Source organism: Actinomycetospora corticicola, assembly GCF_013409505.1.
In the GTDB taxonomy this organism is placed as follows: domain Bacteria; phylum Actinomycetota; class Actinomycetes; order Mycobacteriales; family Pseudonocardiaceae; genus Actinomycetospora; species Actinomycetospora corticicola.
On the sequence record NZ_JACCBN010000001.1, the window covers coordinates 5859608 to 5883770 of the forward strand.

25 protein-coding genes are annotated in these 24163 nt (G+C 73.6%); 11 read left to right on the top strand and 14 right to left on the bottom strand.

The genetic code is table 11. The annotated features are described in order from the left end of the window. Positions 1-72: 72 nt before the first annotated feature. From BJ983_RS28510 to BJ983_RS28520, 3 genes are read left to right on the top strand one after another with little or no spacing between them, the layout of a single operon-like run. A complete protein-coding gene (locus BJ983_RS28510; protein WP_179796903.1) occupies positions 73-747 on the top strand; it encodes a mycothiol-dependent nitroreductase Rv2466c family protein in 675 nt (224 codons plus the stop codon). Positions 748-765: 18 nt separating this feature from the next. Beyond that, positions 766-1647 (top strand): polysaccharide deacetylase family protein, encoded by an 882-nt coding sequence (locus BJ983_RS28515; RefSeq protein ID WP_179796904.1) that lies wholly within the window; start codon positions 766-768, stop codon positions 1645-1647. 56 nt (positions 1648-1703) lie between these two features. Further along, positions 1704-3419 (top strand): FAD-dependent oxidoreductase, encoded by a 1716-nt coding sequence (locus tag BJ983_RS28520; RefSeq protein WP_179796905.1) that lies wholly within the window; start codon positions 1704-1706, stop codon positions 3417-3419. Between the two features lie 18 nt (positions 3420-3437). Here the strand turns inward: BJ983_RS28520 and BJ983_RS28525 are convergent, their stop codons facing one another. After that, a complete protein-coding gene (locus tag BJ983_RS28525) occupies positions 3438-3818 on the bottom strand; it encodes a TetR family transcriptional regulator C-terminal domain-containing protein (RefSeq protein ID WP_179796906.1) in 381 nt (126 codons plus the stop codon). Positions 3819-3839: 21 nt separating this feature from the next. Between BJ983_RS28525 and BJ983_RS31940 the strand changes: the two genes are divergently transcribed. Next, positions 3840-3974 carry a hypothetical protein gene (locus BJ983_RS31940; protein ID WP_281376306.1) on the top strand — a complete coding sequence of 45 codons (135 nt, stop codon included), beginning with the start codon at positions 3840-3842 and terminating at the stop codon, positions 3972-3974. Between the two features lie 55 nt (positions 3975-4029). Here the strand turns inward: BJ983_RS31940 and BJ983_RS28530 are convergent, their stop codons facing one another. After that, positions 4030-4866 (bottom strand): LLM class flavin-dependent oxidoreductase, encoded by an 837-nt coding sequence (locus BJ983_RS28530; protein WP_246325676.1) that lies wholly within the window; start codon positions 4864-4866, stop codon positions 4030-4032. 17 nt (positions 4867-4883) lie between these two features. Continuing rightward, the gene (locus tag BJ983_RS28535; RefSeq protein WP_179796907.1) at positions 4884-5912 is read right to left on the bottom strand and encodes an aldo/keto reductase; all 1029 of its coding nucleotides are present in this window, start codon (positions 5910-5912) and stop codon (positions 4884-4886) included. A gap of 95 nt (positions 5913-6007) precedes the next feature. Here BJ983_RS28535 and BJ983_RS28540 point away from each other — a divergent pair, with 95 nt between their 5' ends. Beyond that, complete coding sequence (locus BJ983_RS28540) at positions 6008-6565, top strand: SbtR family transcriptional regulator (RefSeq protein WP_179796908.1); 558 nt, start codon at positions 6008-6010, stop codon at positions 6563-6565. Positions 6566-6569: 4 nt separating this feature from the next. Here the strand turns inward: BJ983_RS28540 and BJ983_RS28545 are convergent, their stop codons facing one another. The 4 genes from BJ983_RS28545 to BJ983_RS28560 all read right to left on the bottom strand — a co-directional run bounded on the left by BJ983_RS28545 (position 6570) and on the right by BJ983_RS28560 (position 9824). Next, a complete protein-coding gene (locus tag BJ983_RS28545; protein WP_179796909.1) occupies positions 6570-7010 on the bottom strand; it encodes a VOC family protein in 441 nt (146 codons plus the stop codon). Positions 7011-7147: 137 nt separating this feature from the next. Continuing rightward, positions 7148-7681: a hypothetical protein gene (locus tag BJ983_RS28550; RefSeq protein ID WP_179796910.1), complete on the bottom strand. Its 534-nt coding sequence runs from the start codon at positions 7679-7681 to the stop codon at positions 7148-7150. 99 nt (positions 7682-7780) lie between these two features. Next, positions 7781-9130: an MFS transporter gene (locus BJ983_RS28555; protein WP_343054397.1), complete on the bottom strand. Its 1350-nt coding sequence runs from the start codon at positions 9128-9130 to the stop codon at positions 7781-7783. Positions 9131-9203: 73 nt separating this feature from the next. Next, entirely contained in the window at positions 9204-9824 is a 621-nt protein-coding gene (locus BJ983_RS28560; RefSeq protein ID WP_179796911.1) for a TetR-type transcription factor C-terminal domain-containing protein, read from the bottom strand. A gap of 91 nt (positions 9825-9915) precedes the next feature. On the opposite strand from BJ983_RS28560, the gene BJ983_RS28565 reads away from it, so the two are divergent. Genes BJ983_RS28565 through BJ983_RS28575 form a run of 3 tightly spaced genes read left to right on the top strand, consistent with a single transcriptional unit; the run spans position 9916 to position 13141 of the window. Next, complete coding sequence (locus tag BJ983_RS28565) at positions 9916-10731, top strand: MaoC/PaaZ C-terminal domain-containing protein (RefSeq protein WP_179796912.1); 816 nt, start codon at positions 9916-9918, stop codon at positions 10729-10731. Further along, the gene (locus BJ983_RS28570; protein WP_179796913.1) at positions 10728-11552 is read left to right on the top strand and encodes an alpha/beta fold hydrolase; all 825 of its coding nucleotides are present in this window, start codon (positions 10728-10730) and stop codon (positions 11550-11552) included. The genes BJ983_RS28565 and BJ983_RS28570 overlap by 4 nt, the downstream gene beginning before the upstream one ends. After that, positions 11549-13141: an AMP-binding protein gene (locus tag BJ983_RS28575; RefSeq protein ID WP_179796914.1), complete on the top strand. Its 1593-nt coding sequence runs from the start codon at positions 11549-11551 to the stop codon at positions 13139-13141. The genes BJ983_RS28570 and BJ983_RS28575 overlap by 4 nt, the downstream gene beginning before the upstream one ends. Before the next feature lie 16 nt (positions 13142-13157). Here BJ983_RS28575 and BJ983_RS28580 read toward each other — a convergent pair whose 3' ends face one another. From BJ983_RS28580 to BJ983_RS28605, 6 genes are all read right to left on the bottom strand, one after another. Beyond that, the gene (locus BJ983_RS28580) at positions 13158-14090 is read right to left on the bottom strand and encodes a 2Fe-2S iron-sulfur cluster-binding protein (RefSeq protein ID WP_179796915.1); all 933 of its coding nucleotides are present in this window, start codon (positions 14088-14090) and stop codon (positions 13158-13160) included. Then, the gene (locus BJ983_RS28585) at positions 14087-15943 is read right to left on the bottom strand and encodes an NAD(P)H-dependent oxidoreductase subunit E (protein WP_179796916.1); all 1857 of its coding nucleotides are present in this window, start codon (positions 15941-15943) and stop codon (positions 14087-14089) included. The genes BJ983_RS28580 and BJ983_RS28585 overlap by 4 nt, the downstream gene beginning before the upstream one ends. 10 nt (positions 15944-15953) lie before the next feature. Beyond that, a complete protein-coding gene (locus BJ983_RS28590) occupies positions 15954-17897 on the bottom strand; it encodes a molybdopterin oxidoreductase family protein (protein ID WP_179796917.1) in 1944 nt (647 codons plus the stop codon). A 79-nt stretch (positions 17898-17976) separates the two neighbouring features. After that, positions 17977-18669 carry a PAS domain-containing protein gene (locus BJ983_RS28595; protein WP_179796918.1) on the bottom strand — a complete coding sequence of 231 codons (693 nt, stop codon included), beginning with the start codon at positions 18667-18669 and terminating at the stop codon, positions 17977-17979. Between the two features lie 109 nt (positions 18670-18778). Then, positions 18779-20182: a sensor histidine kinase gene (locus tag BJ983_RS31305; protein WP_218890520.1), complete on the bottom strand. Its 1404-nt coding sequence runs from the start codon at positions 20180-20182 to the stop codon at positions 18779-18781. A gap of 71 nt (positions 20183-20253) precedes the next feature. Continuing rightward, a complete protein-coding gene (locus tag BJ983_RS28605) occupies positions 20254-20976 on the bottom strand; it encodes a response regulator transcription factor (RefSeq protein ID WP_179796920.1) in 723 nt (240 codons plus the stop codon). Positions 20977-21149: 173 nt separating this feature from the next. On the opposite strand from BJ983_RS28605, the gene BJ983_RS28610 reads away from it, so the two are divergent. Next, entirely contained in the window at positions 21150-21818 is a 669-nt protein-coding gene (locus tag BJ983_RS28610; protein ID WP_179796921.1) for a hypothetical protein, read from the top strand. A gap of 336 nt (positions 21819-22154) precedes the next feature. Here the strand turns inward: BJ983_RS28610 and BJ983_RS28615 are convergent, their stop codons facing one another. Next, complete coding sequence (locus BJ983_RS28615) at positions 22155-22559, bottom strand: SRPBCC family protein (protein WP_179796922.1); 405 nt, start codon at positions 22557-22559, stop codon at positions 22155-22157. 199 nt (positions 22560-22758) lie between these two features. Here BJ983_RS28615 and BJ983_RS28620 point away from each other — a divergent pair, with 199 nt between their 5' ends. Together BJ983_RS28620 and BJ983_RS28625 are read left to right on the top strand one after the other, a co-directional pair. Further along, a complete protein-coding gene (locus tag BJ983_RS28620; RefSeq protein WP_179796923.1) occupies positions 22759-23124 on the top strand; it encodes a hypothetical protein in 366 nt (121 codons plus the stop codon). Between the two features lie 131 nt (positions 23125-23255). Beyond that, the gene (locus tag BJ983_RS28625; RefSeq protein WP_179796924.1) at positions 23256-24137 is read left to right on the top strand and encodes an oxidoreductase; all 882 of its coding nucleotides are present in this window, start codon (positions 23256-23258) and stop codon (positions 24135-24137) included. The last annotated feature ends 26 nt before the right edge of the window (positions 24138-24163 follow it).

Sequence of the window (24163 nt, forward strand, 5' to 3'; positions counted from 1 at the left end):
GCGAGGACCCGGCGCGGGGTGCGGCGGTCCTCACGGATTCCCGGACCTCGACGATCGGGTAGGCAGACGGCCGTGCCGGACCTGGAGTTCTTCTTCGACCCTCTCTGCCCGTCCTGCTGGGTGACGTCCCGCTGGGTGGTGGAGGTGCAGTCGCAGCGCGCCCTGCGGGTCGAGTGGCGGCCGATGTCCCTGGCACTGATGGACCGGGGGGCCTTCCCCGGGGAGCAGCGGTCCCGGGAGGCGTGGAGCCGGGGCCTGGAGATGCTGCGGGTGGTGCACGCCGCGCGGGAGGCGCACGGCTCCGAGGTGGTCGGCGACCTCTACACCGCGCTCGGCGAGCTGGTGTGGGACGCCGCGCCGGCCGGGGACACGGTCGACGCGGTCGTGCACGAGATGGCCCGCGTGCGGGACCTGACGCCCGCGCTGCGCGAGTGCGGACTGCCGGTCGCCCTGGCCGCCGCCGCCTCCGACGCGACGAGGGACGGCGCGCTGCGGGACGAGACCGCCGAGGCCGTCGAGCGGAGCGGCGGGTTCGGCACGCCGGTCCTGTCCTTCGACGGGAAGACCGCGCTGGTCGGTCCGGTCATCGAGGAGCCGCCGTCGGGCGAGGACGCCGAGGACCTCTACGACGCCGTGGAGCGGCTCGGTCGCTGGCCGGCGTTCGCGGAGCTCCGGCGTCCGACCCGGTCGTTCCCGGTGACGCGCCTGTCGTCGGGCCTCCCGCGGCCCGGTACCGGGGTGCGCTGAACGGGCACTCCTGCGCGTATGGCGAAGGAGATCCTGGTCAGCTACGGAGTCGACATCGATGCCGTCGGGGGGTGGCTCGGCTCCTACGGCGGGGAGAACTCGCCCGGCGACATCTCCCGCGGGTTGTTCGCGGGCGACGTCGGGGTGCCGCGGGTGCTCGAGCTGTTCCGCCGGTACGGCCTGCGGCAGACGTTCTTCTGGCCCGGCCACTCGATCGAGACGTTCCCGGAATCGTTCGAGGCCTGTGTCGCGGCCGGACACGAGATCGGGGTGCACGGCTACAGCCACGAGAACCCCATCGCGATGTCGCGGCAGCAGGAGTCCGACGTCCTCGACCACTGCATCTCGCTGATCGAGCAGCGCTCCGGCACGCGCCCCACCGGCTACGTGGCGCCCTGGTGGGAGTTCTCCGAGATCACCAACGAGCTCGTGCTCGACCGCGGGCTGCGCTACGACCACTCGCTGATGCACGACGACTTCACGCCCTACTACGTCCGCGTCGGCGACTCCTGGACGAAGATCGACCTGGACCGCGACGCGGCGGACTGGATGAAGCCGCTGGTCCGCGGCGAGGAGACCGACCTCGTCGAGATTCCGGCGAACTGGTACCTCGACGACCTCCCGCCCATGATGTTCATCAAGGGCAGCCCGAACTCGCACGGCTTCGTCAACCCGCGCGACATCGAGCAGCTCTGGCGCGACCAGTTCGACTGGGTCCACCGCGAGATGGACTACGCCGTGTTCACCATGACGATCCACCCCGACGTCTCCGGCCGGCCCCAGGTCCTGCTCGCCCACGAGCGGCTCATCGAGTACATCAACGGTCACGAGGGCGTGCGGTGGGTGACCTTCGACGAGATCGCCCGGGACTTCCAGGCGCGCTCGCCCCGACGGTCATAGAAGCTTCAACCGCAAGTCTTGCGGCCCGCCGTCGGGAAGCCGCAGGATTCCCCACCATGGTGACCACCGACGTCGTCGTCGTGGGAAGCGGTCCGGCCGGGGCGTCGATGGCGCTCGCCCTGGCGCGGCTGGGCGTGGACCACATCGTGGTCACCCGCTACGAGACCCTCGCGGCCGAGCCCCGTGCGCACATCACGAACCAGCGCACGATGGAGGTGCTGCGCGACCTCGGCGTCTCCGGGCAGGTCGAGGCGCTCGCGACGCCGCAGGACCTCATCGGCACGACGACGTTCTGCACCTCGCTGGCAGGGGAGGAGCTCGGTCGGGTGCGGTCCTGGGGCACCCACCCGCGCAGCCGTGCCGCACACGCGCTCGCGAGCCCGGCGGGCATCTGCGACATGCCGCAGAGCCTCATGGAACCGATCCTCGTGCAGGGCGCGCAGGCCGCCGGCTCGCGGATCCGCTTCTCCACCGAGTACCTGTCGCACGCGGTCGACGACGACGGGGTGACCGTCCGAGTCCGCGACCGCCTCCGCGACGACGAGTACGAGATCCGCGCGAAGTACCTCTACGGCGCCGACGGCGGGCGGTCGCGGGTCGCGGAGGACGCCGGGCTGCCGATGCGCGGCGAGATGGGCGTGGCCGGGTCGCTGAACATCGTGTTCCGCGCCGACCTCTCGCCGTGGGTCGCCCACCGGCCGAGCGTCCTCTACTGGGTGCTGCAGCCCGGGTCGGACATCGGCGGGATCGGGATGGGCGTCGTCCGCATGGTCCGCCCGTGGAACGAGTGGCTGACGATCTGGGGCTACGACGTCGCCGACGGCCCGCCCGACCTCTCCGACGAGTTCACGACGGGGCTGGTGCGCCAGTTGGTCGGGGTGGACGACCTCGAGGTCGAGATCGTCGGCAGCTCCGCGTGGACGGTCAACCACATGGCGGCCGAGCACTACGGGAGCGGCCGCGTGTTCTGCGGCGGCGACGCGGTGCACCGCCACCCGCCGTCGAACGGACTCGGCTCGAACACCTCGATCCAGGACTCGTTCAACCTGGCGTGGAAGCTCGCGTACGTCCTGCGCGGGTGGGCGGACCCGTCGTTGCTCGACACCTACAGCGCGGAGCGCGCGCCCATCGGGCGGCAGGTCGTCGACCGGGCGAACCAGTCGATCGGCGAGACCGGACGGATCTTCGACGCGCTCGGCGTGAGCGGCACCGACGACCCGGAGGTCATGCGGGAGAACATGGCCCGTCGTCGGGAGCCCGGGGCGGAGAAGCAGCGCCGCGCGCTGCGCGAGGCGATCACCTTCAAGGCCTACGAGTTCGACGCGCACGGGGTGGAGCTGAACCAGCGCTACGTCTCGTCGGCCGTCGTCGCCGACGAGCTCGCCCCCGATCCGCTGGCCACGGTGGAGGACCCCGAGCTCACCTACGTCGCGACGACCACGCCGGGCGCGCGGGTGCCGCACGTGTGGCTCGCCGGGCGCGACGGGGACGTGTCCACGATCGATCTCGCGGGGCGCGGGCGGTTCACGCTGTTCACCGGGCCCGGGGGGACGTGGCCGGAGTCCGAGCAGATGCGGGTGATCGTCGTCGGGCCGGGCGAGGAGATCGAGGACCCGTACGGCGACTGGGCGCGGCTCCTCGAGGCCGAGGGGATCGGCGACGCGGGCGGCGTGCTCGTGCGCCCCGACCACCACGTGGCCGCCAGGTTCGCGACGCTGCCGAACGATCCGGCGGAGGTGTTGGCAGGTGTGCTCCGCACAGGTGAGCAGTAAGTGGGGCTATAGCCCCACTTACTGCTCACCTGCGCGCAGCGCACCCAGCAGCGCGACCGCCCCGCGGATCGCCGCGCGCTGCGCCTCCGGGTCCTGCCGGGCCCGGGCGAGGACGAACCCGCCCTGGACCACCGCGACGAGCATCGCCGTGGTGGCCCGGGGGTCGGTGTCGGGCCGCAGTTCGCCCGGCGCCCGCCCGGTCTCCAGCACGTCGGCGACCCAGTCCTCCAGGCCCCCGGAGGTAGCGGTCGGCGACCCGCGCAGCCCGTCGCCCTCGACGACCTCCGTGTCCTGCACCAGGCGCCCGATCCGGCAGCCGCGCAGGGGGTCGCGCACGCCCTCGAGGAACGCTCGGACGCGGATGAGGGCCGGCCGCGTCGGGTCGTCGGCCGCCTCCAAGTCCGCCTCCTCGTGGTCGACGTGAAGGGCCTCTCCTGGAACTGCCCGCAGCACACCACCCCGCGCTTCACCCTCGAGGAGATCGAGCAGGGGGTGTCGGGGCTGCAGGCACGGATCGAGGAGCTCGAGCGGGAGAACCGGCGCCTCCGGGCGTAGGTGTTCGCTGCGCTCCCAGGTGAGCAGAAAGTGGGGCTATAGCCCCCTTTTCTGCTCACATGCGCAGCACCTCGTCCTCCACCCGGTGCACGACCTTCTCCGGGTACGGCGCGGGGAGCGAGAGCACGAGGTGCGAGAAGCCCGCGTCCCGTGCCTCCGCGACGTGGTCGCGGGTCCGGCCCGGGTCGTCGTAGTCGACGCCGACGACGAGCGAGCGGGTGATCTCCGCGGGGTCCCGCCCGATCTCGGCGCAGTACCGGTCGAGGAGCGCTCCGCGGGCGCTCGCGTCGGCCACGTCGCCGCCCGGGTAGTTCCAGACGTCCGCGTGTTCCGCGACCACGCGCAGCGTCCGTCCCGCCCGGCCGCCGATCACCAGCGGCGGACCCGGACGCTGCACCGGCTTCGGGCTGCACCAGGCCCCGGTCAGCTGCAGGTACTCGCCGTCGACGTCGAACGGCTCCTCGGCCGTCCAGAGTCGGCGCAGCAGGGTGCAGGTCTCCGCGAGCCGGGCGACGGCCTCCGCGGAGTCCCAGTAGGGCAGCCCGTGGGCCTCGTACTCCCGGCGTGCGAAGGGCACGTCGGGACGCGACCCGGCGCCGAGACCGAGGTCGAGGCGGCCGTCGCTGACCACGTCCACCGTGGCGGCGATCTTCGCGAGGACCGCCGGCGGCCGGAAGCGGTTGCTGGTGACGAGCACCCCGAGGCGGAGCCGCTCGGTGGCCGCGGCGAGGGCCGAGAGGAGCGTCCAGCCCTCGAAGGTCGGCCCGAGGGGGTCGCCGAAGATCGGCAGCAGGTGGTCGTAGAGCCAGGCGTGCTCGATCCCGGGGACCGCGTCGGCCTCCTGCCAGACGGCGAGGAGATCGCGGAAGGCGACCTGCGACGGCGCGGTCATGATCCCGAAGCTGGGCATCACGCGGCCGACCGCTCGGTGGTCGGGCGACGACGGAGCAGGGGCTGCACGAGGGCCGGTGTCCCGTAGGCGTGCGGCAGCGGGCTGACGTCCGTGCCGGGCGCGACGATCTCGTCGATCCGGTCGAGGATCTCGTCGTCGAGCGAGACCTCCGCTCCGGCGAGGACGTCGTCCAGGTGGGCCATCGTGCGCGGGCCGATGATCGCGCTGGTGACCCCCGGGTGCGCGACCACGAAGGCCATCGCGAGGTGGGTGAGCGACAGGTCCGCCTTCCCGGCGAGCGTGATCAGGGCCTCGACGGCGTCGAGGCGGCGCTCGTCGCGCATGTGCGCGAAGCCGTACTGCGCGCGGTGGGCGTCCGGCTCCTGGCCCTTCCGGTAGCGACCGGTCAGCATCCCGCCGGACAGCGGGCTCCACACCAGGGCGCCCATGCCGTAGCGCTCGATCGCCGGCAGCACGTCGCGCTCGATGCCGCGATCGAGGATCGAGTACGGGGGCTGCTCGGTGCGGAAGCGCTCGAGGTTCCGTCGCTCGGCGACCCACTGCGCCTCGACGATCTGCGACGCCGGGAACGTCGAGGAACCGATGGCCCGCACCTTGCCGCTGTGGACCAGGTCCGACAGGGCGGACAGCGTCTCCTCGACGTCGGTGTCCGGGTCGGGGCGGTGCACCTGGAAGAGGTCGACGTGGTCGGTGCCGAGGCGGCGCAGCGAGTCCTCGACCGCCCGGACGAGCCAGCGGCGGGAGCTGCCGCGCATGTTCGGGTCGTCGCCCATCGGGTTGAAGGCCTTCGTCGCGAGCACGACGTCGTCGCGCCGGCCCTTCAGCGCCTTCCCGACGATCTCCTCGGACTCGCCGCGGGAGTACATGTCCGCGGTATCGACGAAGTTGATCCCCGCGTCGAGGGCGCGGTGGATGATCCGGACCGACTCGTCGTGGTCGGTGTTGCCCATGGCGCCGAACATCATGGCGCCGAGGGCGTAGGGGCTGACCTTGATGCCGGTGCGACCCAGCGTGCGGTACTGCATGGCGAACTCCTCGCGGTGCGCTATCGTCCGCAGTAAGCGGAACGTGCTTCCGGAACTGTAGACGGAACCTTGTTCCGGTTGCAAGGAGGGTCCTCGTGTCGGCTCCTCGACGGGTGCGCGCCGACGCGCGGCGGAACTCCGACGCGCTGCTCGAGGCGGCCACCGAGGTCTTCGCGACGGCGGGTGTCGACGCGCCGGTGCGCGAGGTCGCGCTCCGCGCGGGGGTGGGGGTCGGCACGGTCTACCGGCACTACCCGAAGCGCTCCGACCTGGTCGCCGCGGTCTTCCGCCACCAGGTCGACGCCTGCGCCGACGCCGCCCCGCTGCTCGCGGCCGAGCACCCGCCCGCGGAGGCGCTGGAGCGGTGGCTCGCCCGCTTCGTCGACTTCCTCGCGACGAAGCGCGGGCTCGCGGCGGCGCTGCACTCGGGCGATCCGGCCTTCGACGCCCTGCCGGCCTACTTCGACGCCCGGTTCCGGCCCGCGCTCACCGAGCTGCTGGCGGCGGCGGTCGCAGCAGGCGAGGTGCGCGACGACGTGCCCGCGACCGACCTGCTGCACGCGGTCGCCCACCTGTGCCTGCCGGCGGAGGGCGTGCAACCGGACCACGCCCGCCGCATGACGGCGGTGCTGGCCCGCGGGCTGCGGACCTGACCCCTCAGTGCGGCGCGGCGATCAGCTCGACGGTCGCCCCGGAGCCGTCGCGGAGGTAGCTGAACGTGGTGCCCGCCCGCGCGCCGACGCTCATGGTGGCGGGGCGGCCGGGCGGGGCCCAGCCGTACGGTGCCGCCGCGGCCACGATCCCGGGGAGGTCGTCGACCGCGAACGCGAGGTGCATCGACCCGGGCACCTCCGGCCCGTCCGACACCGCCGCGGCGGCCACCGGCGCGGCGTAGGCGAGCAGCTCGAGGAGGGACCCCTCGAGCGCGAGCACCGCCGTGCGGATGTCGGCGCCCGGCACCCCCACGACGTCCGCGGCGAACGGGCCCGTCAGGTGCGCGCGACGCTCCTCGGTGAACCCGAGGACCTCGGTGAAGAAGGCGACGGAGGCGTCGAGGTCGGCGACCGTCAGCCCGTGGTGATCGACCCGGATCGACATGGGGCCACCCTGCCACGGCCCGCCGCGTCCCTCGCCGCGTACCGGATGCCCCCCGCCGACCGCTCCATCCGGATGACGACGCGACGGAGCCCCGGGGACGTGGTGTCCCCGGGGCTCCGGTGGGTCGCGCGGGAAGCTCAGGCGCGCGGGGTGACCGTGATCCCGCCCGTCGCCACGGGGAGGGCCGTGAGCTTCAGGCCGGTGACGAGCGGGCTCGACAGCGAGCAGTCGGGGAGCACGCCCGCGTTGACCGGGGCGAAGGCGATCGTGTCGCCGGTGGCCCCGCCGTCGTGGGCGTAGATGACGATGCCGGTGAGCGCCGGGTTCGGCGGCGGCACGCTGCCCGCGGCGAAGGGGTAGTAGAAGGACACGTTGGTGCCCTCGACGTCGGAGCAGGTGATTGGACCCCGCGGCGCGACGATGTTCGCCGACAACGGGGCGGCCGCCTGGAAGTACCCGGTGACGTCGCGGTGGTCCGCACTCCGCTGGCAGAGGGTGAACTCGAAGGTGTTCAGCAGCGTCGCGCCGTTGCCCACGGCCTTCCCGGCGCTGCAGCCCCCGGTGCCGTTGCCGTGGTGCTCCCACGCGTTCGCGGCACCGGTGAAGAGCAGGGCCAGCCCGGTGACGACGACGGCGACGAACGCCGCCGCTCGGGTCGTTGCGTTCGTCATGCATCGGGGAACGACCCGGGCGGCAGCACGTTATGCGGACGTGAGACTCCGGTCCGTTCGGGAGAGGAGTACTCCTCCCGGCCGAACCGGGCGCTGCACCTACCGCGACACGGACGCCCGCTCGGGCTCCGAGACGTCGTAGAGGTTCCGTCGGAAGCGCTCGCGGATCGAGGCGACGGCGATGAAGGTGATCACGGCGCAGGCGATGATGTAGACGGCGACCGACCAGGACGCCCCGGTGGTCGCCAGCAACGCCGTCATGATGAACGGCGCGAGCCCACCCGCGAGGACCGACGCGACCTGGTAGCCGAGCGACGCGCCCGAGAAGCGGACGTCGGCGGGGAACATCTCGGCGTAGAGGGTGGCCTGCGGCCCGTACATCGTCGCGTGGATGGTGAAGGCGATCAGCAGGGCGAGCAGCACCAGCGGGACGGACCCGGTGTCGATCAGCCAGAACAGCGGGAACGCGAACACCGCCATCGACACGCAGCCGATGAGGTAGAGCTTCTTGCGCGATCCCATGCGGTCGGTCAGGGCACCGAAGAACGGCATCGTGACGAGCTGCGAGAGGCCGGCGACCATCACGCACACGAGGATCGAGGTCCGGGACATCCCGACCTCCGTGGTCGCGTAGCCGAGGATGCCGGAGATCAGGATGTAGAAGACGGCGTTGACCACGAAGAACGCGCCGGCGGCCTGCACGATCGCGAGCCCGTGGTGGCGGACCGCCTGCACGAGCGGCGCCTTGCGGACGCCCGCCTCGCGCGCCGCGGCGGCCGAGCGCTCGCGCAGCTCGTGGAACACCGGGGTGTCCTCGATCTTGAGCTGCACGTAGACGCCGATCCCGATGAGCAGCAGCCCGGACAGGAACGGGATGCGCCAGCCGTACGCGTCGAAGGCGGCGGGGGACATGGTGGCGGTGAGGATCAGGAAGAACAGGTTGCCCAGCACCGCGCCGGCCACGGCGCCCGTCTGGACGAGGCTGCCGTAGTAGCCCCGGTGCTTCTCGGGCGCGTGCTCGACGAGCAGCAGCGCCGCCCCGCCCCACTGCGCCCCGACGCCGAGGCCCTGCACCAGTCGGGCGACGACGAGCAGGACCGGCGCCCACACCCCGATGCTGGAGTAGGGCGGCAGGACGCCGACCGCGAAGGTCGCCAGGCCCATCACCAGCATCGCGCCCACGAGCGGGGGCTTGCGACCGAAGCGGTCCCCGATGTGGCCCGCGATGATCCCGCCCACCGGCCGCGCGACGAACCCGACGGCGAAGGTGGCGAACGAGGCGAGGGTCCCCGCGACCGGGTCGGCCGAGGGGAAGAACTGGTGGCCGAGCACCAGGGCGGCCGCGGTCGCGTAGATGAGGAAGTCGAACCACTCCAGCGTCGTCGCGAAGACCGCGGCGGCGGCGAGCCGCCGCATCTTCGCGGGAGCGACCTCGGTCCCAGCCGTCACGGCGTGCCTCCACCTGTCTCGGTACGAACGATCGTTCGTAACGTACGAGTGTGGTCCGGCTCATGGCAAGACCTCAGCGCGCGAGCGGGGCCTCCAGCAGTGCCAGGGCGTAGCGCGCCTGCTGCTCGGCGAGCTGGCCGCGGGAGAGCCGGCCGTCGGCGCGGTACCACCCGGCGACCGCGGAGAGCGCCGTGAGCACGGCGCGGGCGGCGTCGTCGGGGTAGGGCGTCGCGAAGGTCCCGTCGGCCACCCCCTGCGCCACGATGTCCTCGAAGACCGCCTGCGTGGCGTCGCGCTCGGCCACCAGTCCGGCGCGGTCCGCTCCGGTCAGGTACCGCACCTCGTTCGTCGACACGACCATCGCGACCTGGTGGTCGACGATGAACCGCACGTACGCCCGCACCGCTTCCCGCAGGCGGGAGGCGGCGTCGTCCCCGGCGTCGGCGAGGGCCGCGCCCAGCCGGGCCGCGAGTTCGTCGTTGGCGCGGCGCAGCACCTCGGCCAGCAGTCGCGACTTGCTCGGGACGTAGTTGTAGAGGTTCGACAGGCTGGTCCCGGCCCGCTTCGCGACGTCGCGCATGGAGGCGCCGTGGAAGCCGTGGGTGCCGAACGCGTCGAGCGCCGCGTTGAGGATCGCGGCCTCGTTCCCGCGACCGGTGTCGGCCACGAGGGTGGCCGGGGAACGGGCGTTCATGACCACGAGGTTAGCGGTCTTGACGTCGTGGGAGGCCGGTGCTTCGGTGGTGAACGATCGTTCGTGTCAGCCGAGTGCAGGAGGAGACCGCGTGACCGCAGCGCACGCCCCCGTGGACACCGGGCGGTGGTTCGAGGACTTCGCCGTGGGGGAGCGCTTCACCAGCGCCCCGCGGTCGGTCACGGCCGACGACCTCGCCGCCTTCACCCGGCTCTCCGGCGACGACCACCCGCTGCACGTCGGGCCCGACGCGATGCTGCAGGGCCCGTTCGGCATCGCCGTGGCCATGGGGCTCCTGCAGTCGCTCGGGTTCCACGGCGAGGCGGTGCAGGGCCTGCTCGACACGCACTGGACCTACCGCGCCCCCATCCGCGTCGGCGACGTCGTCCACCTCGAGCTCACCGTCCTGCGCGTGCGTCGCACCCGCTCCGGCACCCGCGGCACCGTCACCCGTCACATGCGCCTCGTCGGGGACGACGGGGTGACCCGGCAGGAGGGCACGACGACGGCGCTGGTCGCGGCGCGCGGGAGCGGTCCTGACGACGACGGGCGCGCGTTCGGCTCCCTCGGCTGGGGGCGGGCGGTGGCGGCGGCGCTCGACCCGGAGGTGGCCACGCTGCTGGAGACCTGGGACGGCACGATCGGGCTGCGCTGCGACGACGACGAGGTGCACCTGCGGGTCTACCGGGGAGCCGTCATCGACGTCAGCCGCCGCGCCCCGCACGGTGCGACCTTCACCCTGGTCGCCGACGCGCTCACCTGGCTCGAGCTCGTCGAGGCGCCGGACAACCCGTTCCTGCGCCTGGCGATGACGGGCCGCCTCTCCGCCACCGGGGACGGCTACGAGTACCTGCGGCTGACGAGGGCGCTGCACCTGGTCGTCGACGCCGCCCGGGCGATCGCATGACCGGCTACGTCACCGTCGACGGCGCCCTCGCCTTCGTCGAGGACCACCGTGTTCCTGACGATCCCACCGCGCCCGCCGTGCTCTGTCTGCACACCGCCGGCCAGTCCGGCGTCCAGTGGCGCCACGTCACCCCGGGGCTCGTGGCCGCCGGGTACCGCGTCGTCGTGCCCGACCTGCCCGGCCACGGGCGCTCCGAACCTGCGCCCGACGGCCCCGTGGACGACCTCGGTGCCTACGCGGCCTGGCTGCTCGCGCTCGCCGACGCGACGGGCCTGGACCGGTTCGCGGTCGCCGGCTGCTCGATCGGCGGCAAGATCGCGCTCGACCTGGCCGTCCGCGCCTCCGACCGGCTCACCGCCGTCGTCGCGATGGCGGCGGACGCGTGGACCGGAGGCCGCCCGAGCACGCGCGGCCTCCGTCGGGAGCTCGTCGACGTGGCCGCACCGAGCCGCTCGGACCGCACCGAGTTGGGCACGCTCGCCGTCCTGGGCCGCGCGACCGAGCCGGAGAGGGCGCGGCTGATCGCCGCGATGCACCGTCGGGAGGACCCCGTCGTCTCGAACTCGGACCTGATCGGCTGGGCGTCGCACGACCTGCGCGAGCAGCTGCCCAGGATCACCTGCCCGCTGCACCTGGTGGTGGGCGCGGACGACCTGTGGCTCGACGTCGACCGCGTGCGGTGGGCCTCCTCGCGGATCCCCGGCGCACGGTGCACGGTGCTGGACGGGGTGGGTCACTACCCGATGGAGGAGATGCCCGGCTTCGCCGCCCTGCTCGACGGCTGGCTGCGGGAGCTCACGGCCGGGACGGAGGCGGCATGACCGAGCGGCACACCGTCGCGCCCTTCCCGACACCGGGGGAGCGGCCGACCGACCTGCCCGACCTCGTCGGGCGCCTCGCGCGCCGCGACCCCGACGTCGTCGCGGTCCACGAGCGCACCCCCGAGGGGCTGGTCGCGGTGACCCGCGGCGAGCTGTGGCAGCGGGTCCGGGCGCTCACCGAGGAGCTGCGCGAGCACGGGGTCGGCGCCGGCGACGCGGTCGCGGTGTGGATGCCGAACTGGACCGACGCCCTGGTCTGGCAGTGCGCCGTCGCCGCGTGCGGCGGACTCGTCGTCGGGATCAACACCCGCTACGGGGTCGAGGAGGTGACGCACGTCCTCGCCCGGGCCCGGCCGGTGCTCATGGCGCTGGCGCACGGGTTCCACGGGCTCGACCTGGCCGGGAAGCTGCGCGTCGCCGTGGAGGGCTCGGGCGTCCGACCGCAGGTGGCGCTCGTCCGCGGCGACGGGACCACTCCCGACGTCGGGGACCTCGAGGCGTGGACGCCGGAGCGGACCGACGGGCCCGAGCCCGGACCGTCCGACCCCGATCGCCTCGCCGTCGCCTTCACGACGTCGGGCTCCACCGGGCTGCCGAAGCTCGCGGCGCACACCGGAGCGGCGGTGCTGACCCATGCCGTCGCGGGCGCCGCGGCGCTGGGGCTGGCCGAGGGCGACGTGGTGCTCGGTGCTCTGCCGTTGTCGGGCGTGTTCGGCTACAACGCGGTCATGGCGGCGCTCGCGGCGGGCGGGGCGGCGCTGCTGGAGCCGGTCTTCGACGCCGACGACACGCTCGACGACATGGCCGCCGTCGGGGTCACGCACCTCGCGAGCGGCGACGACCTCGTGCTGCGGCTGGTCACGGCGTTGCGGGACCGCCCGCGGGCGCTGCCGATGTGGCGCTGGTGGGGCGTCGCCGACTTCCAGGGCCGTTCGCACGAGCTGGCGGCGTGGCTCGACGACCACGGCGTGGAGACGGCGGGCGTCTACGGCTCGTCCGAGCTGTTCGCGCTCGCCGCGACGTGGCCGCTGTCCGAGCCGACGCCGCAGCGCTGGGCCGGTGGTGGCCGCGTGGTGCACCCCGGGATCGAGGTGCGCGTGCAGGGCGGACCCGGCGTCGAGGGCGAGCTGGAGTTCCGGGGACCGAACGTGGTCGACGCGTATCTGGGTTCCGCGCCGGAGACGTTCACCGACGACGGCTGGTTCCGCTCCGGCGATCTCGGCGTGGTCGTCGACGAGGGCGCCTTCGTCTACGTCTGCCGCGCGGGCGACGCGCTCCGGCTGCGCGGGTTCCTCGTCGACCCCGCCGAGATCGAGCTCCGGCTCGCGGCGCACCCGGCGGTGCACACGGCCAAGGTCGTCGGGGCCGAGGGTCCCGACGGCGGGTCGGTGGCGGTCGGGTTCGTGACGCTCGACGCCCCGGCCGAGCCGTCCGAGCTCCGGGACTGGTGCGCCGCGACGCTGGCCGCGTTCAAGGTGCCCGTCGCCGTGCACGTGCTCGACGAGATGCCGACGACGTCGGGCACGAACGGGACGAAGATCCGCACGAGTATGCTCGCTGCGCTCGCACGTGAGCAGAAAAGGTCGTGATAGCGACCTTTAGTGCTCACGTGTTCTGCACATGCTGGAACCCGAACCGACCCTTGATGCACAGGTGGCCGTGGGTCACGGAGTGGTCGGACGGCGAGGTCACGTTGACGATCGTGTTGTCCTGGACGTGCAGCTCCAGCGAGCAGCCGACGCCGCAGAACGAGCACACCGTCTCGGTGACCGTCTCGCCCTCGGGGTCCCACGTGCCGGCCTCGCGCCGCTCGTGCTCCGCGACCGACTTCAGCGCCCCCGTGGGGCACACGCCGATGCAGTTGCCGCAGTACACGCACGCCGAGTCGGGCAGCGGGACGGCGAACTCGGTGGAGATCGTGGCGTCGAACCCGCGTCCCGCGACGGCGATCGCGAACGTGTTCTGCGCGTCCGTGCCGCACGCCTCGACGCACTTGTAGCAGAGGATGCAGCGGGCGTAGTCGCGCACGTAGAGGTCGTTGTCGACGGTGACCGGCTGCGCGACCGTCGCCCGCGTCTCGCCGTCGGGAATGCCGTGGTGCCCGGGGTGGCGGTTGCCGCGCTCGCCCGCGGCGGCGGGCGGGCCGGGTGGGCCGTAGCGCTCCGGGTCGGCGCCGTACTCGATCTGCCAGCGGGCGACGTCGTCGCCGGCCTCGGACAGGTCGTTGGCGCTCGCGAGCAGCTCCAGCACCATCTTCCGGCTGTGCGCGACGCGCTCGGTGTCGGTGCGGACGACCATGCCGTCCTCGACCTTCCGTGCGCAGCTGGGCACCAGCGGGCGGGACCCCTCGACCTCCACCACGCACACGCGGCAGGCGTTCACCGGCGTGAGGTTGGGCGCCTGGCACAGACGCGGGGTGTCCGCGCCGGCCCCGTCGAGGACGTCCATGATCGTGGCGCCCTCGGGGACGCGGTGCTCGACGCCGTCGACGGTGACGTCGACGAGCCGACGGATGGTGCCGAGGTCGACGACCGTCACGAGGTCCCCTCTCCGATGAGTCCGAGCGCCAGGGCCGAGCGCACCGCCGACGCAGCGGTCTGCCCGAGCCCGCAGATCGACGCGTCGGTCATGACGCGGTCGACGTCGCGCAGCAGTTGCAGCTCGACGGTGCGACCGCCGATCTCGCGCCCGCGCACGATCCGCGCGAGCGCCTCCTCCTGGCGCACCGTGCCCACCCGGCACGGCACGCACTGCCCGCACGACTCGTCACGGAAGAACCCGGCGATCCGCCGCAGTACGGCGGCGAAGTCGGTCGAGTCGTCGAAGCACAGTACGACACCCGAGCCGAGGGTCGCGCCGATCTCGCGGGTGCCCTCGAGCGTGAGCGGGACGTCGAGCTGGTCGGGCGTCACGAAGGAGCCCGCAGCGCCGCCGAGCAGGATCGCCTTCAGTCGAGGGGGCACGCCGCCGGCGAGCTCGAGCAGCTCCCGCAGCGTCGTGCCCATCGGCACCTCGTAGACGCCGGGCCGCGCGACCACGCCGGACAGGCAGAACAGTTTCGTGCCGGTCGACCGGCCGGAGCCGACCGACGCGAACGCCGGCCCGCCCTCGGCGACGATCCGCAGCACGTTGACCAGCGTCTCGACGTTGTTGATGACCGTCGGCTTCCCGAACAGCCCGGCGACCGTGGGGAACGGCGGTTTCGCCCGGGGCTCGCCGCGGCGGCCCTCGAGCGAGTTCATCAGCGCGGTCTCCTCGCCGCAGATGTACGCCCCGGCGCCCCGGCGGACCTCGATGTCGAACGCCCGCCCCGACCCCATGACGTCGTCGCCGAGGTAGCCGTGCCGCCGGGCCTCCGCGACGGCACGGAGGATCGCCCGCTCCGCGGCCGGGTACTCGCCGCGCACGTAGAGGTAGCCGGTGCCCGCGCCGACCGCGATCCCGGCGACCGTCATCGCCTCGACCAGCGCGAACGGGTCGGCCTCCATGAGCACGCGGTCCTTGAACGTGCCCGGCTCGGACTCGTCGGCGTTGCAGACGAGGTACTTCTCGGGCTCGGGGGAGCCCGCGACGGCGGCCCACTTCGTGCCGGTGGGGAACGCGGCGCCGCCCCGGCCGGTCAGCGAGGCGACGGTGATCTCGTCGACGACGCGGGCGGACCCGACGGCGAGCGCGCGCCGCAGGCCCGCGTACCCGCCGGCGGCGCGGTAGGAGTCGAGGTCGCCGGGGTCGACCACCCCGACCCGGGACAGCAGTTCCAGGTCGGGCGCACCGGCCTGCGGGGTGCTGACGACGGGGTCGGGCCCGGGGATCTCCTCGCCGTCGAGCGCGTGCACGACGGCGTCGGCGGTCGCGGGGGCGATCTGGGCGTGGTCGCCGCCTGCGAGGTCGCCGGGAGCGTCGTCGTGAGGGGAGGATTCGAGCGCTCTTGTGGCGTGAGGGTTCCCCTCACGCTGGAAGGGCGACGTGGCGCACTGCAGGAACACCGCGGGGGCCCGCTCGCACAGGCCGAGGCAGGGGCTGCGGGTCCACGTGACGTCGTCGCGTTCGCCCGGGGCGCCCAGGCGTTCCTCCAGCGCGGCGCACAGATCCTCGCCGCCGAACGCGGCGCACCCGACGTCGTCACAGACGTGCGCGGTCCGCGGCGCCCGGGGGGTCACCGAGAACAGCGCGTAGAACGTCGCGACCCCGTAGGCCTCGGCCGGCGGCACGTGCAGCCGCTCGCAGATGTGCGACAGGGCGCCGCGGCTGATCCAGCCGACGGCGTCCATGACGGCGTGGAAGGCCGGGAGGAGGAGGTCGCGCCGCGGGACGGCACCGTCGGGGGCGACGGTGTCGACGGCGGCCCGTTCGGCGTCGGTCGCCGCGTCGGGCAACAGGACCAGATCCACGCGGGACCTCCTACGATCCCGCGACCGGGACGCGCTCGGCGGCCGGACGCGGGGACTCGGACACGGACAGCTTCTCGATGCGGATCGCGGTCGCCTTGAACTCCGAGGTCCCGGACTGCGGGTCCCAGGCCTCGTTGGTGATCAGGTTGACGTCGACCTGCTCGGAGAAGTGCGGGGTGATGAACGCGAGGCCCGGCCGGGCGGCGTCGTCGAAGCGGATCGGGGCCTCGACCGCGCCGCGGCGCGAGACCACCCGCACCCGCTCGCCGTCGCGCAGGCCCAGCGCCCGCCCGTCGGCGGCGTCGACGCACAGGGCCTCGTCGCGGCGCAGCGGCGACGCGTAGCCGCCGGTCTGGACCCCCGAGTTGTAGGAGTCCAGCCGGCGCACCGTGGTCAGCCGCAGGGGGAACTCCGGCGACAGCTCGTCGAGCGGACCGGCGTGCTCCACCGGGGCGAACGGCGCCGGGGCCCCGCGCTTCGCGGGATCGCGCTCCCAGAGCCGGGTGTGCATCGTCGGGGTGCCCGGGTGGTCCTCGGCGGGGCACGGCCACTGCAGGCCGCCCTCGGCCTCGAGCCGCGCGTAGGACATCCCGGCGTGCCAGTCGAGCGAGAGCGAGCGCAGCTCGTCCCAGACCTGCTCGGGGGTCGGCGTGCCCCAGTCGTGCCCGAGGCGCCGGGCCATGTCGCACAGGATCTCCGTGTCGGGCCGGGCGAGCCCGGGCGGCTCGATCGCCTTGCGCACCCGCTGGACCCGGCGTTCCGAGGAGGTCACGGTGCCCTCGTACTCGCACCAGTCGGCGCAGCTGGGCAGCACCACGTCGGCGAGCTCCGCGGTCGCCGTGCGGAAGATGTCCTGGACGACGAGGTGGTCGAGGTCGGAGAGCAGGGCGCGGGCGTGGGCGACGTCGGCCTCGGTCTCCGCCGGGTTCTCGCCCACCACGTAGACCGCCCGGACGTCCCGGCGCTCCATCGCCTCGAACATCTGCGAGAGGTGCAGGCCCCGGGTCGCCGGGATCGCGCTGCCCCACGCCGCGTCGAAGCGGGCGCGGTGGCCGTCGTCGGTGACGTCGTACCCGCCGGGCAGCCGGTTGGGGATCGCCCCCATGTCCCCGCCGCCCTGCACGTTGTTCTGCCCGCGCAGCGGGACCAGGCCCGAGCCCCACCGGCCGACGTGCCCGGTGAGCAGGGCCAGGTTGATCAGGGCGCGGACGTTGTCGACGGCGTTGTGGTGCTCGGTGATACCGAGCGTCCAGCACAGCTGGGCCCGGTCGGCGCGCGCGAACGCCAGCGCGGTCTCGCGGATCATCGCCGCGTCGACGCCGGTGACCTGCTGTGCGCGCTCGAGGGTCCACGGCTCGACCGCGGCGACGTACTCGTCGAACCCGGTGGTGGCGCGCTCGATGAACGCGCGGTTCTCCAGCCCGGCCTCGAGGATCACGCGGCCCATGGCGTGGGCGAGGGCGATGTCGGTGCCGACGTCGAGGGGCAGGTGCCCCGTCGCCCAGCGGGCCGTGGAGGTCCGCCGCGGGTCCACCACGTACAGCGAGGCCCCGTTGCGCAGCCCCTTCAGGACGTGGTGGAAGTAGATCGGGTGGGTCTCACGCGCGTTGGAGCCCCAGAGCAGGACCAGGTCGGTCTCCTCGACCTCCTGGTAGGCGCTGGTGCCACCACCGGCTCCGAACACCGCCGTCAGACCGACGACGCTGGGAGCGTGTCAAGTGCGGTTGCAGGAGTCCACGTTGTTGGACCCCATCACCACCCGCGCGAACTTCTGCGCCATGAAGTTCAGTTCGTTGGTCGCCTTCGAGCACGAGAACATCCCGTAGGCGTCGCCCGGCACCCCGCGGAACCCGGCGGCCGCCCGGTCGAGGGCCTCCTCCCAGGAGGCCTCCCGCAGCTCCCCGCCGTCACGGACGAGCGGCGTGGTCAGGCGGACGTGGCGCGGTGCGCGCATCTCGGACCTCCGAGCGGGGAACGGCTGTGCTCCCCGTCACGCTAATCGGCGTGGAGATCGAATGCGACCCACGTCACGATCAATTCGTCGGTTCGGGCAGGGCGATGCCGCGGAGCAGGCCGCCCAGACCCTCGACGTCGGGGTCGAGGCTCATCGCGAGGATCCGTTCGGCCACGACGATCAGCGGCAGCGCCGCCGTGTTCGCGAGGTGGGCCACCAGCGCGGCGGCCGCGCCCTGGGGGAGCTCGGTGGCCTCGGCGAGGACGTCGATGGCGCGGACCAGCAGGCGGTCGTGCTCGCCGGCGGTGCCGAGCGTCCACGGCGCCGGGGTGGCCGGGCCGGGGAGGCTGAACGGGACCGTGGGCGGACCCGCCGTGGTGGCCGGGGCCGGCCGGTACGGCGGGCGGGCCGTCGCGCCGGCCGCACGGGCCGCGGACGCCGAGGGCTGGTGGGTCGCGAGGTGGACGAGGTAGCCGTGGACGAGCAGGGCGTCGGCACCCGCTCCCACGGGGTAGCCGATCGCGGTCACCTCGTGGATGTCACCGGTGATCGACACGATCCGATGTCGGTGCGTGTACGCCAGACGGTTGCTGCACGCGTCGGCCATCACGTGCTCGACCTGCGCCCGGTCGGCCGGGTGCTTGTGCGCGACGACGAGCGCGCGGGTCGGCCGGACCTGGCCGGGGGCGTACCCGAGCAGGTGGAACATGGTGTCGTTCCACTCCCAGCGGTCGGCGCCGGGATTCCACGTGTACTCCCCGATCCGATCCATCCCACCCCCGGGGCAATCTGGTTGGACGTCACCGAAGAGTAACGACGGGGCCACGATCGGGGGAAGGACCCGTTTCAACCAATCGGCGGTCGCACGTGGCCCAGCGGGGTCATCGCGGGGACACCAGGGCGGGGGTGGTCGCCAGCGGCAGGGTGAGGACGAAGTCCGACCCGGTCGGGGTGGCCTCGTAGACGAGGTCGCCTCCGTGGGCGCGGGCGAGGGCACGCGCGATGGACAGGCCGAGGCCGGCCCCGCCGACGTCCCGTGCGCGAGCCTCGTCCAGCCGGACGAGGCGGTCGAACACCCGCTCCCGGTCCTCCGTCGCGATGACCGCGCCGTCGTTGTGCACCGCCACCCGGGCCCCGTCCCCGGACGCGGTCACCCGCACCCGGACGGCGCCGCCCGGGACGACGTGACGTCGTGCGTTCCCGAGGAGGTTGACCAGGACACGGCGCACCTGGTCGCCGTCGACCGCCGCCACGACGGGTCCGTCGGCGTCCACCGCGACGTCGAGATCCGGGTTCACCAGACGGAGGTGGTCGACCTGTTCCCGGGCCAGGACGACGAGGTCGACGTCGTCCCGACGGAGCTCCTGGCCGCCCTCGATCCGGGCGAGGTCGAGCATGTCGGTGACCAGGGCCGAGGCGCGTGAGGTCTCGCGCACCAGTGCGATGGCCAGCTCCTCGCGGACCTCGCGGTCCTCGTCGGAGTCGCGCACCAGCGTCTCGGCGAGGCTCTGCATCCCGGTCAGCGGGGTCCGCAGCTCGTGGGCGGCGTCGGAGAGGAACCGGCGGGTGGTGGCCTCCGAGCGCCGGGCCTCCTCGGCGGCGCCGCGCTCCCGCCGGGCGGCCTCGTCGGAGCGGTCCTGGGCGGCGTCGAGCGCGTCGAGCATCTCGTCGAATGCGGCCGCGGTGCGACCGATCTCGGTGTCCGGGCTGGAGGGGCGCAGCCGCCGGCCGCGCTCGCCGGTGGTGATCGCGCGGGCCACGCGGGTCATGGCGTCGAGCGGGCGCAGCGCCGCGGTCACCCCGCTGAGGAGCAGCAGCGCCGAGCCGACCACGCCGACCAGCCCCACGCCCACCATCACCCCGCGCAGCCGGTAGACGACCGCGTCCACCTCGCCCGGATCGGCCGAGAGCACGATGACGGTGCCGTCGGCCAGCGGCCGCGTGATCGTCAGACTGTCGCCGCTGCGGACCGGAGGCGGTCCCGGCGTGGGTCGTCCGCCCGGGCCGCCGCGGGGCCCGCCGTCGGGAGGACCGGGCGGGGTCGGCACCCCCTCGAGGACCGCGCCGTCGGCCTGGCGTCGGACCGCGCTGATGCCCTGCCCGTCGAGGAGCCCGACCAGCTCGTCGGCCGGCACCTGCTGGGCGACGAGCTGGTCGACCCGGGCGGCGCGCTCGGAGAGTCGGTCCTGCTGGTCGCGCTCCAGGGCCGCGGAGAGCACGAGGTCGAGCACGATGCCCGCCACCAGCAGCGTCACCACCATGACCGCGACGACCGTGGCGGTCACCCGGAACCGCAGCGAACGCGCGGGGACGGCGGAGGTCTCCGGACGACGCCGGAGGTGGTCGCGCAGGCTCCTCACGACGTCGCCCCGGCCGGGTCGACGTCGGTCGCCTCGGTCGCGCGCAGCGTGTAGCCGAGCCCCCGGCTGGTGTGCACGATCCTCGGCCCGTGGGCCTCGAGCTTGCGCCGCAGCGCGGACAGGTGGACCTCGACGAGGTTGGGGTCGTAGGCGTCGTAGCCCCAGACCTGCGTGAGGATCTGATTCTTGCTCACGGTGCGGCCCCGCTGCTCGGCCAGGTAGCGCAGCAGCCGCAGCTCGGTGGCCGTGAGCTTGAGCGGCGTGCCGGCGCGGGTGGCGACGCCGGCCTCCTCGTCGATGACCAGGTCCCCGACGACGAGCGCGGTCGGCGTCCGGCCCCGCCGCCGCAGCACGGCACGGACGCGGCTCGCGAGCTCCTCGAGCAGGAACGGCTTCACCACGTAGTCGTCGGCGCCGGTGTCGAGCCCGCGGAGCCGGTCGTCGAGGGCGTCGCGCGCGGTCACCATGACGATGCCCGCGTCGGTGCGGTCGCGGACCACGGTGAGCAGGTCGAAGCCGTCCCGGCCCGGGAGCATCACGTCGAGGATCACCAGGTCGGGCCGGAACCCCTCGAGGGTCTCCTCGAGCGACCCGCCGTCGGGAAGGCCGCGGGCGACGTGCCCCGAGCGGTTCAGCGCGCGGACGATCGACTCGCGCACCGTCGCCTCGTCCTCGACGACCAGCACCCGCGGTGCGTTCGGATCCGTCTGACCACCCATGACGTGCCATCCCACCAGGCGCGACTGAACTGCGCCTGAAGTCGCTGAAGCGTGGCTGAGGAACCGTCGGCGCGTCCTCCACCTCAGGGTGGCTTCAGGTCCGCTCCCCATCGTCGATCACGAGCCGCTCGAGAGGGCGGGACGACACGAGAACGACGAGAACGAGGACGGCGATGAGCGACTTCGACCCCGAGACCTCACCGGTGGAGCCGGTGCCGCAGCGGTCGCGCTGGGCCCGGTTCCGGGACACGACGCGGGAACGACGTCCGCGTGGTCGGGCGATCGGAATCCTGGGAACGATCGGAGCCTTCGTGCTCGGCCTGGTGGTGGCGGGCGTCGTGCTGCTGGCGACGCCGCTCGGCACCTCGCTGTCGGGGCCGGGCGGCATTGGTGACGCCGGGCCGGTGGCGATGGCGGCACAGCAGGGTCCCGACGGCGGGCCGGGCGGACCGGGCGGGCCGGGTGGCCCCGGCGGTCCCGGTGCCCCCGGGCCGGGTGGACCGGGGGCGCCCGGCAAGCCCGGTGGACCGATGGCTCCGGGTGGACCGGCCGGTGGGCCGGCCGGTGGCCCCGGCCGGTGTGCTCCGATGCCCCCGGCGCCGCCCGCGAACGGCCAGGCCCCGGCTGCTCCGGCTGCCCCTAACGGCCAGGCTCCGGCCGCTCCGGCGGCGCCCAACGGCCAGGCTCCGGCTGCTCCGGCGGCGCCGAACGGGCAGGCCCCGGCCGCTCCGGCGGCTCCGAACGGCCAGGCCCCGGCGGCTCCGGCGGCCCCGAACGGGCAGGCCCCGGCTGCTCCGAACGGCCAGGCTCCGGCCGCTCCGGCGCCGGCTCCCGCGGGCTGATCCCCGCACGTCCCGCCCCGACCGTGCTCCCTGCGGTCGGGGCGGTGGCGTGTCCGGACCATGATCACGACCTCGTGCGTGACACGCGCAAGCGTTGCTGCGACCCGCTCACGAGGTCCCGATCATGAGTGTGGCGACCTGCTGACCCTCGACGTCAGCCGTGTGCCACCGCTGACGCCGGCGCGTGGTGCGTCCGTGGCCCCGTCGACGCGCTCGGTGCGACGGATCGGCCACGGATCACGGCGGTGCGGCCGACGGGACGAGCGTGGCGACCTGCTGACCCTCGACGTCAGCCGTGTGCCACCGCTGACGCGGTCGAACGTCGCCGGCCCACGGTCAGCCCTCGGACTCCAGGATCCCCCGCAGGGTCTCCAGGTCCGCCGCGACGGCGGCGACGTCGGCCTCGACGTCCGCGTCCGTCATCCCCGCCCGGGGCCGCACCGTGAACACCACCTCCGCGTCGCCGCCCCACGGCACGACGCGCATCGGGTTGAGCACCTCGGTCCCGTCGGGCAGGCGCACCACGTGGTCGAGCACGCCGAACGGGTTGGGTTCGCTGAAGCGCACGCCGACGGTGCCCATCGGGGACGTGGCGGTCCACCACCCGTCGTCGGCGGGGACGAGGGCCGCCGAGGAGAGCCCGGCGGCCCAGTGCGGGAGGTTCGTCGGGTCGGCGGCGTAGTCGTAGACCCGGCGCCAGGGCCGGTGGACGACGGTGGAGACGTGCGGCACGTCCGGCATCACACCATGCGTGACCAGCCGGGTCCCCGACCTCTGCGCCGTCGGGTGACGGCCCCGAACATCCTCGGACGCTGCGTCGATCAGGGTCACCCGATGCGCGGAAGCACGTCCGGAAACCGTGTCCCACACATGTCGCAGCAGTTGACGACACGTCTTCCGGACGGGTCCGTCACCCGTCCGTCACCGTCTCCGAAAGGACGTGCAGATCGTGTCGACGCTGCGCCGGACCGTTCTCGCCACCGCCATCGTCTCCACCGGGCTGGTCTCCACCGCCGGCCTGGCGTTCGCGGGTGACAACCCCTCCGGCGACCACCACGGTCACGGCCACAGCCACGGCCACCACCACGGCGACGTGACCGTGCAGAAGGGGCTCATCAACTCGAGCGATTTCGCCCCGAACACGCCGATCAACGCCTGCAACAACGACGTGCCGGTCAACGTCGCCGGCGGCCAGCTGCCGATCCAGGACAACGTGCTGAGCGTGCCGTTCCTGTCGAAGGCCGGGCACGGCAACGCCGCCACCAGCCTGAAGTCCTGCTCGAACCCGATCGACGCCGTCAACTAGGCAGCACGACCGCCGGCCCACCCGCCGTCGGGATCTCTCCCGACGGCGGGCCCGCCCCGCCGGGTGGCACCAGCGGTCCCAGGACATGCGTTCCTCTCGCACGCCCCGGCCGCACGGGGCAGCCTGGGACCATGTCCATCACGACGGAGCTCCCCGGCGGCACCTACCACCTCGGCGACCTCGAGGTCACCCGCGTCGGCTACGGGGCGATGCAGCTGGCCGGCCCGCACGTGTTCGGCCCGCCCGCCGACCGGGACGCCGCGATCGCGGTCCTGCGCGAGGTGGTCGCGCTCGGCATCAACCACATCGACACGTCGGACTTCTACGGCCCGCACGTGACCAACGAGATCCTCCACGAGGCGCTCGCGCCCTACCCGGACGACCTCCGCATCGTCACGAAGGTCGGGGCGTTCCGTGACGAGCAGGGCGGCTGGCCGCAGGCGCTCGAGCCGCACCAGCTGCGCCAGGCCGTCGACGACAACCTGCGGCGCCTCGGGCTGGAGACCCTCGACGTCGTCAACCTCCGGATGCCCGGCGGCGACGACACGATGACCCCGCAGCCGCACGAGCCGATCGAGGAGCGCTTCGGCACGTTGGCCGAGCTGGCGCAGCAGGGCAAGATCCGCCACCTCGGGCTCTCCACGGTGAACGCGGACCAGATCGCCGCGGCGCAGGCGATCGCGCCGGTGGTCTGCGTGCAGAACCCCTACAACCTCGCCCGCCGCGACGACGACGCCCTGATCGGGTCGCTGAACGAGCAGGGCATCGCCTACGTGCCGTACTTCCCGCTCGGCGGGTTCTCCCCGCTGCAGTCCTCGGAGCTCGACGCGGTCGCGCAGCGGTTGGGGGAGTCGCGCCTCGCGGTGGCGCTGGCGTGGCTGCTGCAGCGCTCCCCGAACATCCTGCTGATCCCCGGCACGTCGTCGGTGGACCACCTGCGCGAGAACGTCACCGGGGCCGGGCTCGAGCTGCCCGCCGACGCGGTGGCCGAGCTGGACGCCATCGGTTCGTGATCTGATCCCGGGCGATGCGGATACGG